10 protein-coding genes are annotated in these 13,599 nt (G+C 49.3%); 2 read left to right on the top strand and 8 right to left on the bottom strand.

From position 1 onward, the window contains the following. Positions 1–83 precede the first annotated feature (83 nt). Positions 84–368: a hypothetical protein gene (locus ACJROR_RS05925; protein ID WP_406546282.1), complete on the top strand. Its 285-nt coding sequence runs from the start codon at positions 84–86 to the stop codon at positions 366–368. Between the two features lie 64 nt (positions 369–432). Here the strand turns inward: ACJROR_RS05925 and ACJROR_RS05930 are convergent, their stop codons facing one another. From ACJROR_RS05930 to ACJROR_RS05965, 8 genes are all read right to left on the bottom strand, one after another. Further along, on the bottom strand, positions 433–756 hold the full coding sequence (locus ACJROR_RS05930) for a hypothetical protein (protein ID WP_406040969.1): 324 nt from the start codon (positions 754–756) through the stop codon (positions 433–435). Between the two features lie 263 nt (positions 757–1,019). Continuing rightward, positions 1,020–6,578, bottom strand: a complete 5,559-nt coding sequence (locus tag ACJROR_RS05935) for a hypothetical protein (RefSeq protein WP_406546284.1) — start codon at positions 6,576–6,578, stop codon at positions 1,020–1,022. 267 nt (positions 6,579–6,845) lie between these two features. Beyond that, entirely contained in the window at positions 6,846–7,406 is a 561-nt protein-coding gene (locus ACJROR_RS05940) for a hypothetical protein (RefSeq protein ID WP_406040965.1), read from the bottom strand. 154 nt (positions 7,407–7,560) lie between these two features. Next, the gene (locus tag ACJROR_RS05945) at positions 7,561–8,034 is read right to left on the bottom strand and encodes a hypothetical protein (RefSeq protein WP_406546286.1); all 474 of its coding nucleotides are present in this window, start codon (positions 8,032–8,034) and stop codon (positions 7,561–7,563) included. Between the two features lie 370 nt (positions 8,035–8,404). Beyond that, positions 8,405–8,857, bottom strand: a complete 453-nt coding sequence (locus ACJROR_RS05950; protein ID WP_406546287.1) for a hypothetical protein — start codon at positions 8,855–8,857, stop codon at positions 8,405–8,407. A gap of 87 nt (positions 8,858–8,944) precedes the next feature. Further along, positions 8,945–9,400 (bottom strand): hypothetical protein, encoded by a 456-nt coding sequence (locus ACJROR_RS05955; RefSeq protein WP_406546288.1) that lies wholly within the window; start codon positions 9,398–9,400, stop codon positions 8,945–8,947. Positions 9,401–9,490: 90 nt separating this feature from the next. Further along, positions 9,491–11,368 (bottom strand): transposase, encoded by a 1,878-nt coding sequence (locus tag ACJROR_RS05960; RefSeq protein WP_406546289.1) that lies wholly within the window; start codon positions 11,366–11,368, stop codon positions 9,491–9,493. Positions 11,369–11,607: 239 nt separating this feature from the next. Next, complete coding sequence (locus ACJROR_RS05965) at positions 11,608–13,416, bottom strand: IS1634 family transposase (protein WP_406546291.1); 1,809 nt, start codon at positions 13,414–13,416, stop codon at positions 11,608–11,610. Between ACJROR_RS05965 and ACJROR_RS05970 the strand changes: the two genes are divergently transcribed. Then, positions 13,400–13,599 (top strand): hypothetical protein (locus ACJROR_RS05970; RefSeq protein ID WP_406546292.1); only part of this gene is annotated, 200 nt, incomplete at its 3' end. The two genes, ACJROR_RS05965 and ACJROR_RS05970, sit on opposite strands and share 17 nt — an antisense overlap.

Raw genomic sequence — 13,599 nt, forward strand, 5'->3', positions numbered from 1 at the left:
CGCTATGAAAAGCCTGATATGCAGGTTGCTTTGCGGAGCGCGGCCGCTTTAAGCTGCATTCGTTTTGCCGGGAGCGAGAAGCTATGAATGCCAGCCAGACGCTTTTGCAAAGAAAATACGCCCGGGTCATTGCATGCTTTGCGCAAAAATCAGGCCTTTCCCGGTATGAAGCTCTGGATTTTTTCTACCGGTCGGAGCTCTGTCCTCTCATTCATGAGGGGTCTCCGATCTGCATGAGCGATGACTATCTGGCCGGCGAGCTTCTCGATGAATACAACTCCGCCAAGTCAGAAAGCGTCAGGCATCCGGACGATGGCCAGGCACCGGAAAAAAAAACAGCCGGCTCCCCTAAGGAACCGGTTTTCTGAAGCTGCGGGGATCCGGGGAGCAGCATCGCTGTCAGGATTTTCCGGATGCAGCAGATTTTCGGGATTACTTGTACTGGGACTTACCGGCGCCGTTCAGCTGAATGGTGCTTACGTTACCCGGAAATTCAAAATAGTCCTCAGAGCCGCCTTCGGTGGATTCTACCCGCAGGTCGAACTTGTCATACTTGACCTCCACCTGCATTTCCATGGTTTCGCCGGGATTGATAACCTGTCCCTCAATCATGTTTTCTTCCCAGTCATCGGTTCCGCTGTCGCTGAAATAAACGGCATTGATGACTGATGAAGTGTTGTTTACCAGATCAAAGTTGGCGCTGGCGGTACCGGCTGCCAGCATCAGAACGGAACCGGCGATTAAAGCGAGTTTCATAATCAAATATCTCCAAAATTCTTTCATTGCGAGGGGAAGGCTGTATCCTGTCTCTCCGTCCGGAACACCTCTTTGCAGAGACGTTTCCGGAGAGGTTTTCGGAGGGAAGAAATCAGCCTTCCACCCCGCCTATTTTACAGCAGAACACTTGCATTTTGCCAGAAGAAGCCGCACGGCAACGCTGATTACGTCCTCTCCCCGTCTCTTTTCCGCATGAAAAGGCCGTCCCGGAGGACGGCCTTCGCGTTTGAGCCTGGAACAGTTTAGAACTTCAGCACCTGATTCTTAACCATGGTCTGCTTGTTGGTGACCGTGTGATCCAGAGAGGCAATAAAGCTGACATTGAAGTTATCCACCTCGTTGTAATGAGCGCTGGCCACATTGAACACAATGCTGTCCAGCTTGAAGTCGCTGTCCTTCAGCTTATTGACCTCTGCCTTGAAATTATCAGCGGGGTTCCGGTCTGCCAGTTCCTGATTAATCCTGCTGATGGCGCCCTTCTTGGCGGTTCTGTGGATCTCAAAGCCGCTGATCTTGACGCCCTTTGACTGCATGTTATGGAGCCGGGCCGCGGCCTTGGCAATCTCATCCTCGCTGCAGCCCATTTCCTTAAGGGAGGTTCTCAGGAACTCCAGATTCTTCTGCATCTGGGCTGCCGGACTTCCGGAGCTTTCAGCGGCGACTCTGGTGATCTTGTCCGCCCTTCTCAGGGAATTCTCAATGAGATTGGTGTCATAACGGGTCTCATTATCAACAGTATAGGAAATCTCGGCATGGAACTGTACCAGATTGTTGGTGGAATCCCCCAGGGAGAATCCGGCACTGGTTCTGACTTTGCTGGTGTCCCCGTGAGCCCCCAGAAAATTATTCATGAACTTTTTGATGTCCTTCATCTGTTTCCAGCCGGGAATCTTCGATAAGAGCCAGTCTGCCAGGGAATCCACATCCTTCACCGCCGGATTTATCGCTTCCTTCTTCAGGATGTTCGCCACGCTCTCGGCAATGTAGCGGCTGGGGTCTTCCTTATATTTGGTCAGATCGTCCAGAGCCATCCACCTCTTCTTGCCGGTTTTGGCGGACTGATTCTTCTCATCGTTTTTCATGTATTCGGCATTGGTATTGAACTGGCTGGTGCCGTACTTCCCGATAACATAATCCGCCATGTACTTGTTGTGGTTCAGGAAACCGGCAATGATCATGTCTCCCGTGGTGAGATTGGCGTCAATCCTGTTATATTCCGCCATTTCCTCAGGGGTCATCTTAGTCGGATCCTTGTTGCCCAGCAGGGTCTGCTGCAGGGAAAACGTCGCCTTGGCTCCCGCATAAAGCGTGGTCTTGGCATGGGTGGAATAGCGGTGGTAATCCGAACCCTTTTCGTAGTTCCAGTCTTTATCCCCTTTGATGCCGAGAGAAGCCTGAGCATTGGCCGGTTCCCGCACGGCGGAAACATCATCGCCCTTAATCTCCTGGAACACGCCGTAGATATCCGCCTTGATCTCCGCGCCTCCGTGGATGTTTTTCACGCTCTGGGTTACCTGACTATTGGCGGAGCCCATGGTTTTTTTGTCAAGATTGTTAGTGGCGGCCCGGGCCAGGAATTCTCTGGCCTTTTCCCGATCATTAAAGGTCAGAATATAGACCTTCTTATAACCGCCGCCGATGCCGGCGCTGACCGAGGCCACCTCGGTTTTGGCCTCCTTGAAGGCAGCAACGCCCTTGAGATCGGCTGCCATGGCCGCGCCCAGAGTGAACACGAATTTGCCGTCCTTTGTATGCGAAACCTTAAAATCCGCGCTGCCGTTCAGGGATAATTCCCCCTGAGCCTTAAAATCCGCCCCGAAGGCCTTGAATTTTATTCCGAAGCCTCCGGTGAGCTTGTTGTCATGATAATGAGTCAGGGTCTGTCCCGGCGGAATGGAATTCAGAATGCCTTCCGCAAAATCCCGCCCTTTGGCCAGCTGATTCCGGTTCTTAAAGTAGGCGGCAAGGCGGCCTACCCCGGGGATGGCGCTGAAAAAGCCCTTTATCGCCTTCAGGGGAGAAGAGTTTTTGACCACCCGGAAGGCGTACTTAATTCTGGCGGTGTGGATGCTGTTTCCGACGTTTTCGCTATTATCGTCAAGGGAAAGGTGGGACTGCACCAGCTTCCGGAGCGCTTCCTCATTGCATAAACTGTTAATGGCGGCTTCTTCTGCTTCCCGCTGATTCTGCGGGACGGTCTCCAGGCGCTGATCCCCTGCTGTCCGGAATTTGGTCATGAGGTACGCCACGGCGTCATTCACCAGATCGGCCGGGGTTTTGCCGACGGGAGCCTTGCCCTTGATAATGGCGTACTTCATATCGGCCAGAGTCTTGTAGCCGTTATCATAGGCGGCCTTGTGCACGGCGTTTTCCAGCATGATCCTGCCATAGGCGCTATTCCTGAAAATGTTTCTGATATCAGCTGTCTGCCCCGTATGAACGTCCTTCAGACTCGCAAGATCATCGCTCATCCCATTGGCCTTGGCGGCATGCAGATTCGTGACATCTGCAGTGATTCTGCCGAGCAGATTCTGCTGCTCCCGGGCATAGCGGGAACTGAAAAGCCCCTTAATATTGCCGAGTATGATATCGTCAGCCTGATCCTGCGCTTTAACGCTGTCCGGATGAAAGGTTCTGGTCAGATAAGGAGACAGGGTCATAAGAGCGGCTGCAAGCTCCCGGGTTTTGTTTCCGGCCAGCTCATTCTTTATCCTGCCGAATAATTCCCGGGCCACGCCGCTGACATCGGCATGCGGCCTTGCAAGACTTTCCAGGGCAGACTTGATGGCATTCTTCACCGCCTGGCATTTAGCCTTGCCGGATTCTTTATTGCTCACAAAAATATTATGCTCCGGAGCAAACATGTCATCGGTAACCTTCAGCGCTGACAGGAAGGCGGTCAGATCTTCCTTAGACGGAGCCAGACGTCTCTTGAGAGCATCGTAAAGAGGGGTGTGAATCTGACCCACCACTTCAAAACCATCTGGCATCTCCTTCGCTGCCTGCTGAACCTGATCAGCCAAAGTCAGATTCTGCTCGGTCACTCTGACCGCTGCCAGTTCCTCGGCGGCAACAGGGGCGTGCTGGTTTTGATGCTGCTCGCAGTAAACCCTGAGCTGAACATAGCTCATGAAGATATCAGCATACTCAGGGGTCTTCTTTATCTCATTAGACAAGGTATTAAGAGTATTCCCGATGTGTTCAAGCCTATCCGGATTCCGAAAATCCTCCGCGGTAAGACCATGATAGTTCGTTCCCGCGGGAATAAGCTCTTCGATATCCGGGGGACAAACCGCAGCCAGAGAAGCGGCCAGAAGGCCGAGCTTTTCCGATCCCCGCACTGCGGCAGTCTCCCGGAGAACCCCTTCCACCGTGCTGATAGAGGCCGGGAGAGCTTCCTGAGCGACATTCCCCGGTGCGACATTCCCCGGAGCTGCATTGCCGGTCTTGCTGTAAAGGCCTTTAAATTCCGCAAGCGCTTTGAGTCCGTTATTGGCAATGCGGGTACGGGCATTTCGCAGATCCTCGTTAGTCTCGTTTCTCATGCTGCTCAGAGACTGCCTGACGCCTTCACCATTGAGGAAGGCTTCCAGAAAAACTCCCTGATTGGCCTTAAACCAGTTAACAATGCCTCCCTTCTCCCGGCAGGCATTTTCGTAGGAAGCCCGAAGAGCCTGATTCTGTTCCAGAAGCTTTTCGATATTAACGTTGAGAGCCTCGGACATCTTTCTTACGAGATGAACCTCGGGAAGATTGGCCGCCGCCTTCAGGAATGAGGCGTTGTTCATCATGACATTGAAAACGCCGATAAAGAATCCGGCATCGGTCTCCTTAATGTTGGCCGTGGTGGGATCCCCTTCGCCGTAACGGCTGAGGCTGACATGCTGCTGATCCGGATTCTCGCCGGTAATAATGCCCATTTCATTCTGAAAGCCCAGGCAGTGTCTGAAGGAAACCTCCCTGGGATTGCCGTTTTCCGTAAAAAGCTCTTCGGGATGATCTGCCAGATATCTGTGAAAGGCGGCCTTAAGAACCATGGCTTCCTGATTTCTGATATCCTGATGCGCGCCCAGATCCTTTATATGTCTCTTCAGCTCATCCGTGGGATGGCACAGGCTCTGGTAAGCGTTCTTCAAATCTGCCAGAGTTATCTCAGCTGCCGTCTTGTCCTGCTGATTGGCGCCCGGCACGGCTCTAAGCACATAATTAATGCAGGCCAGAGCATCCTGAGTAAGATCCAGAGTAACGGGATAGTGCTCCAGTACCGCCCGATCCGCGTTATTATTGGCATAGACATCGGCAGGAACAGTCTTTAAAAGCGCCTGCATAAGAGAGTTATCCCCCTGGAAAACCGGATTCCGAAGGCCCTGAGAGATATTTTGCAGCGCCGTTCTGAGCTCATCGCCATGAACTGCGCCCTGAACAATATCGGTATATGACTTCAGGATCACCGGATTCCGGAGCATTTCCCTGAAAATGTCTTCTGAATAATCAATGGCGCTCAAAAGCTTCATGCACTGGGCGGGATTCCCCATAAGCCGGCTGAGAGTATCGTTAAGCAGATTTGCGTTGCCGGGATTCTGCGCCTGATAAAGAGCCGTCCGGAAAAAGGTATCCCTGATAAAGCTCATGTTTTCCCGAAAAAGATCTCGCGAAGGATTGGGAACCTCCTGATTCGCATTATTTTCCGGGGCAGTGGCAAATTTCCGGATAAACTCGTCGCGGTCTTCAGCTGACAGCAGCGTGTCTGCCTTGCCGGTGGCCTGGGAAATGAGCTTAAGATTATTCATGACCTTGCTTACAAGCAGATCCGCGGTTTCATCATTAATGTTGCCTACTACAATATTGGCAAGTTCGTTCATATCCCCGTCAGGATCGTTTCTTAAATTGGTCATATTACTGAGATTTGCGGAAAGCTCATTCAGCTTGCCTTCAGAGAGCTCTCTCAGGATCGACTCGTACTCGGGATAGCGCGAAAGAGCCTCCTTCATCGTCATGTTGCCGGAGAGCACCTCGCTTTTCACATCATCCGGAGAAACCTGCGGCGCCGTAAACTCTTTTTTGAATGTCTCAATGTCATTGGGAAGCACCTTCCCGATACCCAGCGCATCCTTCGGAGATCCCGCGGTTACCGGGTTTTTGAGCCCCTTGTTGTCCTGAAGGCTCCGGAAGATCCGCATCTGGTTGTCAAGCACCCGGGAGTAAAAATCCCGGATCTGGCTGACGGCCCTGCCGGCATCCGTATCGGCGCCCGCGGCCTGGAGGAGACTGTTTGCAGCCTGAATAAGAAGCTGCCGCTTGCCCTCAGCCCTGTCGACTTCGGCCTGATTGTATTCCGGAGGACACATGATCCGGTTCATGGCCTGCTTCAGATCCTCAATGAGATTCTGCTGATTCACAGGGGGATTGGCCCGGGCGCAGAGATTGCCTATCAGAGTCTGGAGGCTCCGATTTAAAAAAATGTCCATGCCCTGGGCTTCCCGGGCGCTGGAAAACAATGTCCGGGTGCCGTTCTCTCCCCGGCTGGCCATATCGGTAATCTTCTGTAAAACCTGCTCTGCTGTGGGCGCGGGATCCCGGGCCACAAAATCGCTGAGCCTCCGATACTTGGCAGTCACCTCCCCGGGGAGCTGCTCTGCAATATTTTCTCCTCCCACCACAATTTCCAGATCCTGGATCTGCTGGTTTTCAGGATGCGCCTGAATCTGCAGCGGCTGTACGTGCTCCTGTCCGTTATTGGGAACATGCTGAATATTGTCAATGTTGTTATTGATTATATTGTTATTGATTACCCCGGTCATATAAGCCTTCCTGTTCTTTCCTTCAGCCCGTGAAATTCTGTCCGGAATGCCCGCAGAATTCCCCTGCGCATCTGTTATTTACTGATTATACGGCCGGATAACGCTCCGGAAGCGGCAAGGTTACAAAAACGGGAAGTGAATCGGGGATGAGGAAGATATAAGGGAAGATCCGAAGAAGAAAAAGCAGCGAAGGCAGAACAGAAAAAAGAACCGGCTCCCTGCAAACGCAGGATCGGTTTTCAGCGGGAAAAGTTCAGGAAATCCGGGCTACACCGCCATCATGCCCGGCATCATCATGGTCATGTCGGAAACGCTGAACGGCCGGTCGTCGAGGCCGGGAACATAATCAGGGCCGGAAATCACAGAGGCCGGAGACATGTCATCTCCGGAAAAGTCATCAGCGCCGGCAAACTCCCCGCTCATATACTGCCGTACCGCGCTGAGATCCTCGGGAAAGGTTTGCAGAAAATCCAGGATCCGGTGCTTCAGGGCAGCGGCATCGGTTCTTTCCAGGCTGACGCAGGAACCCAGCCTGATGGTTACGGCATCACGGCTGTCGCAAAAAAGCCGGTTATTGCCCGACAGCAGATCCGGAGCGCTGTTTATGGCCAGAGCCTCCTCGTAAACGCCCCTTTCCAGATCCGCATTTTCCACCTTTACCGATAGGCAGAACACTGCCATTTCCGGGAAAACGCGCAGAGAAACCTCGCCCGTCCCCGAATTCACAAAAAATGACGTTTCATTCTGAGTCACGGGAGCGAGACCATAGGATGACAGCTCTCCCAGAGCGGCATTGAGCTGTTCCATACCATCATTTTTAGCTGTCATAACTTCATCCTGATTCTGTCAGCGCGGCATAGCCCCGGCGAAAATACCTTTTATCGCTATTCGCTGCTGTTTATTACTGCCTTATTGTAATAACAACGCATTAAACCGCAAAGAGATACAAAAATCCCCAGAAAAACCATTTTTGAGAAGCCGGTTACACTTCATCAGCAAAAAACGCCGCGCTCTCCTGAGTAATCGCCGCCTCCTGCTCCTCCTGCCGCGCTGCCAGAACCCTGAGAAGATCCTCCCGAACCCCGGGCAGATAAAAAAGCATGGTCTTAATATAAAAACCGATGCTTTCGGCATCCAGAGCCCCGGAGACATCAATAACTCCCTGCATGGTAACGGTCTGATCAACGGTATCCACCCCCAGGCGCAGATCCGAGGGCAGTTTTTCCGGAGAATTAAGAATCAGAATCTCCTTAGACAGAGTCTGAAAGGCGTCATCATAGATATTCTCCACCTCGAATACCGCCGCGGACAGCCGCAGCAGTTCCTCCTCCCCGGAAAGCCGGAACTCTACGTTAAAGCCGTTAAGACTGCTCACCGCCGTTTTGGTTTCCGGATCCAGAGGAACGATCTTTTCATTGATCATCCGAAGAACTTTATTGATTTCATCTAAAAGCATGGCATTAATTCCGTAAAAAACCGTTTCCTAATTATCTCACAATTTACTGCTGTTATCTTACTGCCGGTATCCCGATCCGACGCTGCCTGTAAGGACTCTTTTTTTAAGCGGCCTGCATCTCATGAAATCCCCGTCTCCGGAGAACGTCCGTGCCGCTATAACGTTCCGGGTCAGGGCGCCGCGGCAAAGGACAAAGATGAGCGCAAAGAATTAGAGGAACACAAAGAAAAAAAGGAGCGCAAAGAAAAGAGGTTTTAGAAAGACAGCGAGACCCGGCGCCGGCGCATGCAAAGCCGTCAGGCTTAATCCGGATTCCCGGGAAAGTCTTCTCGAAAAGCGCCCGGCCTGACCTCACAAGGCTGTTGCAGTCTTAAAGACCGGCGGATTTCCATGCCTTAGCTGCGGAAATTATCCTGGGATCAAGTTCCGGAACATAATCGCAGTTGATATTGGGATCAGCATAGGAATATCCGGCCTTGGGCAGGAGATCGATGGCAAGACTGTCAAGGATGCCGCCGGCATCATAATTCTCCATATCGAAATCAATCCGGAAGTAAAAATACCCCAGAAATTCATACGGTTCGCTGACAGGATGATCCTGACCGCCGTAACTCCAGAACAGATTGGCAAAATTAATTGCGGACTCAGGGGTTTTGCATTCAGTAAAAAGGTATTTTTTCCAGCTTTTGAATGTTTCATCCCAGCCGAATTCATATATTTGCTCTTCAGCCTTATCACAGAACATATAATACACTTTCGACGGAATTATACCGAAGTCTCGATTGAACAGCCAATACGTCTGTCTGTCAATTTCATTAACCATAATTTCCTGGAAGATATCAGGATCTTGTTTATCTTTTTTCATCATTTTCCAAAAAATGCCTCTCCGCCGGCGAAGGTAATCAGCAATTTAAAGCCCTGAAGATTTATAGGCCTGAGCCTCAGCGATTATTCCGGGATCAAGTTCAGGAATATAGTCAGCATTAAACATGCGATCAGCTTCCTTATGCCCGGCTTTAACAAGGATAGCTGTGGCAAGACTGTCCAGAATGCCCATATCGTCATATTTCTCAACATTAAAATCGATACGGTAATAAAAATATGCTAAAAATTCATATGGTTCCGGTACAGAATACTTATCAGGCGCAAACCACCAGAACAAATTAGCAAAATTAATGACTGACTCCGGGGTTTTGCATTCAGTAAAAAGGTATTTTTTCCAGCTTTTGAATGTTTCATCCCAGCCAAATTCATATATTTGCTCTTCAGCCAATTCGAGAATTTTATTATCCTGTTCTTCGGTGGTATTGTCATCATACTGACGATTAAACAGCCAAAATGTCTGTTTATCAATCTCATTAGCCATACTTTTCTTCGCTTGGTTTTTATGAAATTCATTTTTAATAATTGCTTGTAACCTTGATTTGCTGCCGGTTTTTTACCCTGACAGCATTTTTCATGGTTCATCGGCAAGATTTGCAATAACAGCGTCTATATCCTCAAGAGTTACCCCTATAAGATCAAGAACGGTTTTCTGCATTTTGCCCGGCAAATATCTCCGGACATACGTTCCTGCGCATAAATCCCTGTCGGCTCTGATTTCTTCCAGCAAATCAGCGACTGCCGGCAAATCCCCGGCTGCTGAAATGCCACACCTTTTCATTTCCTGTTCGCGGAAGGCTTCCGTTTTTGCCAGAAGCTGCGACCCTATGACAGATGCGGCAAAGCAAATCAGATTTTTGGCTTGCATCGTATTTTCCGAGCAAAACCCGATTTTATCCCTGCTCAGCCAGCCTTTTAATGCTCTCAGCATCGTCTCAGCGCCGTCTCTTCTGTCAAGGGCTTTCATGATCTCCTGAGCCGTCATTTCCTGATCAGAGACGTACACCAGATAACCGCAGTACTGGTGAGCTTTCTCGACAGCTGCCGCATTTCTTTCGAATGAATCAATCACATAGGCAGGCGCGGATTCCGGCATATTGGCATCTCTTCCCCGCCGATTAATTTTTAAGGCTCCGTCCTCATGACAGGAGATGTTAAAGTACTTGCGATACCTGCTAAGATTTTCTTCCGTCAGGCGGGTTCCCTTTGCCATGTTTTTCTTCAGGTTATCCGCCTTCCCCGCCAGATCGCTTTCCAGAGCGAAGCGCCGCCTCGTTTCCAGTTCCCCGTCCCACACAATATGGAACCGACTTTCCTTTTCGTCATCCGGGAAGATTTTATTCCTGACGGTCAGCGCGAACCTCCCGTTTTCCCTGATGAAACTGGCAGATTTTTTGACTTTGTCAATGTGATTACCGAGAACCTCATTAGCAAGCTCCGTGTTCCCGTTCAGCAAAAAGATGAATCCGATTCCCCGGTTCCGGAGGTCTTGAATATGTTCATACGAGATATGCCCCCTGTCAGCAAAAACCGTAATGCTGATATTATCATTCCCCGGGATTTTTCCGCATTCCTGCTGCCCCGGGTTCGGCTTTTTTAACTCCGAGAGGCCAGCAGATATATTTGCCGCTTCGCTGATGTCTTTGACGGCGCCCGGGGACACATTAAAGGTGACCGGAAGCCCGTCTTTTTGCCGCATCGCATATTCCGCATTAATCCGGCATTCTTCAGGATCGTCTTTTGCGTATCCCTGCTGAACCAAAAACACGCCCGGAGCCTGAGACCCGGTATTCACGGAATCATAGCGCGCCAAAACACGTCCGTCTCCGAAAGTTCCGCCGTCCCTGAGCGCCGCCGCAGCCCAGGTATTCCTGAACCTGCTGATGAGAGACAGAGAAATCTCCTTTTCAAAAACGCTGATAAAGCCGGCATCCGGAATGCTTTCAGAAAAAATGGCATGGCTGGCGGCCCAATGGGGAAAATGCCGCATCTCCGCAGTTTCGCGGGAAATCATGTACATCGCCAAATCCATGATTAAGCAGGCATCTTCTGCTCCGAACACCTCCAGAAGCGCCTCATATAATCCGGATTCCTCCGCAATTTTGCTTACTGCTGCATAAAGCCCCGCTGAAATACAGTCAAACCTTTGCGGGTATTCCCGGCACGCACTGGAAGCATTGCCGCCCGGCGTTTTCTCCGAAGAACTTTTATCCGCAGGAAAGAGCCGGTAGTAAGCCGAGTTTGCGTACATGCGCCGATCCTTTTTCCAGTCGCCGCCCGGACATAAAACTACCCCGATGCATTCTTTCTTATGGTCTGCCCTTTTTCCGGTTCCGTTCGCCTTATCAACCCAGGTTGTAGTGGCATTCCAGTAAACATACCCCTTCGCTGTTACAGAAACGCTTTTGGGAATGCTCACAATATTGTCTGCGGTCTTCGCAATTCTGGACATGAATCCGCCTCCTTTGCATGGGATTGCCCCCTGATCAGGAAAATTGTAAACCTATTTTTTGGGAATCGTCCGTAACACATGGAATTCAGGACGCTAAGGCAGGCGCTAAAATGATATACACCCTTGAAGAATCAGTGATTCAAAGAAAAATGACGGCTTAAAACCGCGCATTCAGGCGATATTTCAAGATTGTTATCACCCGAAATTGCGGGGCATAATGTATAGTACGAAAGCCAATGCTAGACAGTGCCCTGGAAAACTTGCTCTATGGGTGCCCCACTGGCAGGTGCTAACAACTTTGTCTTGCGTCCCTTTCTAATCCTCTGTTTCAGCATATCCATATTAAGCTGAGCATCTTCTCTCAATTTGAGATTGAGGTGTTCAAGAATTTCTCGTTGAGTCTTTGTTATTGAATCCTTCAAATGCCATCCGTCTTTTGCTTTGTAAAACTTAATTTCTTCAAGTTCTTTAATTGCTGTTGTTGTTGATATTGAATTTTCTTTAAGATATTGTTCAAGTCTTCTGGTAAAAACTCTTCTTAATATAAGGGCAACAAACATAATAAAAAGTTTGCCTTCTACCTGTTTATCTCCATGAACATGAAGACGTTTGTCACTCAATCCATTTTTAGTGGTATCAAAGCAATCTTCAACTGACTCTTTTGAACGGTATATTTTCAGCGTTTCCTGCGGTGTGATTTTATTAGAATTCCTTCTCACAAAAATCGTTACCTTTCCGCATAATGAGCAGATTTCCTTAAATGCTTCCTTGTCCTCTTCGTAAATAAATCCTTTTCGTCCTGGATTTTTCCTGACTTTGAAATACGGAGCAAAACTTTTAGCCCACTGCTGAAAATTGTCTTTAGGCGCTGCGGTCGTTTCCTCAAGTTCTTTTCTTTTGCCGTCTCTGATCCGGGATAATTGTCTCCTTTTATCGTATTCCAAATACAAATCCCGGTACATCATCAGTTCGCCATCCACATTTCCAAGTTTGAACGGGATCGAAGTGGATATGTAGCAGCTTTCGCCCATCTCCCATGAGTCGGCGCGTTCGCTTTCCGTAAGGCCTTTTGTCCAGGCTTTGTAGGCTTCTCTAACGTCCTTTCTGTAATCAGCAGAGACACCGATGATAACATCGTAGCCAAGGTAATGGCTCCAATCAGCATTATCGCTGCTAAAGCCTCCGTCAGTAACAATGCAGATCTTTCTGCGGCCTTTTCCAATTCCTACCCCGTGCTCCTTAGCCCGTTTTAAAGCATTATTGAAATTTGATTTATCATTTAACGAACCATCGTAGGAACACATAAAAAGAGGTAATCCTGTTTCCCGGTCACAGAATAATCCCTGATTGATCTGAGGCAAATCCTCGTGATCCCTATTATAACCGTAGTGCGCTCTGAGGATATTGCCTGAATATGTTGAAAAGGAAGTTACATCATAGAATATTTCTTTTTCAACTGGATGAGCTTTATTCCATAAGGTATAAAATTCACCGACTTTTTCCGGTGTGATATCAACAAGTACCTGACCAGCCTCCCTGCGATCAAAAGTAACATCAAAATTAGTTCCTGACAGGTGGGCGGCAATAAATTTATCCAGACCATCCAATGAAGAGCGCATGCTTTCACAGAGGAAGGCAGCCAGACAAATAATTCGCTTTCCCAGTTTATCTCCAAAAGCTTTAAGAAGAGCGCCGGTTAATTCCAGTTCTGCTGACAGGAGCATGATGGCTATTCCGTAACCCATTGCAATTTCTGAGTCCGTTTTCATTTCGTCAGAATTTTCCGGCTTCTTGTGCCATGGCTTTCTGCCAGCTCCTTCCATCACCGCCAAATCAGGCTTCGCCTGCCCTGTAAGTTCATAGTATGCGGTATTTGGCATCAGTTCAGACTGACCATCCTCTGATGTCTCAATGCGGCCAATGCACCTGGACTTTGGGTGCGTCGTCTTCCCGTCATTCCCCACAGGTACACGGTCTCCAACATAGACATAGCAGTATTTTACATCGCCTCTGCTGATAATGAAGCCGCCGATGTCCGGGATTGGCACACGTATCTCAGGAAATATCATTGATCTTGTCTCTATACTTTACATTAAAGTTAATGTAAAGTATAGCAGAAAAGCCAGTAATGTCAATACTCCAGTGCCATTTTTCCAGAAAATTTTTGAGATGATGATTTCAGAGAAAGAAGTGGGGAAAGCTAGGAATCTCAATGGGTTAGTGAGGGAATT

Origin of the sequence: Succinimonas sp. (assembly GCF_045225735.1) — a bacterium.
Lineage (GTDB): Bacteria > Pseudomonadota > Gammaproteobacteria > Enterobacterales > Succinivibrionaceae > Succinimonas.

Bases quoted from the DNA above. Each gene is read 5' to 3' on its own strand.
- ACJROR_RS05925 (WP_406546282.1), top strand. From the start codon at position 84: ATGAATGCCAGCCAGACGCTTTTGCAAAGAAAATACGCCCGGGTCATT.
- ACJROR_RS05930 (WP_406040969.1), bottom strand. From the start codon at position 756: ATGAAACTCGCTTTAATCGCCGGTTCCGTTCTGATGCTGGCAGCCGGT.
- ACJROR_RS05935 (WP_406546284.1), bottom strand. From the start codon at position 6,578: ATGACCGGGGTAATCAATAACAATATAATCAATAACAACATTGACAAT.
- ACJROR_RS05940 (WP_406040965.1), bottom strand. From the start codon at position 7,406: ATGACAGCTAAAAATGATGGTATGGAACAGCTCAATGCCGCTCTGGGA.
- ACJROR_RS05945 (WP_406546286.1), bottom strand. From the start codon at position 8,034: ATGCTTTTAGATGAAATCAATAAAGTTCTTCGGATGATCAATGAAAAG.
- ACJROR_RS05950 (WP_406546287.1), bottom strand. From the start codon at position 8,857: ATGGTTAATGAAATTGACAGACAGACGTATTGGCTGTTCAATCGAGAC.
- ACJROR_RS05955 (WP_406546288.1), bottom strand. From the start codon at position 9,400: ATGGCTAATGAGATTGATAAACAGACATTTTGGCTGTTTAATCGTCAG.
- ACJROR_RS05960 (WP_406546289.1), bottom strand. From the start codon at position 11,368: ATGTCCAGAATTGCGAAGACCGCAGACAATATTGTGAGCATTCCCAAA.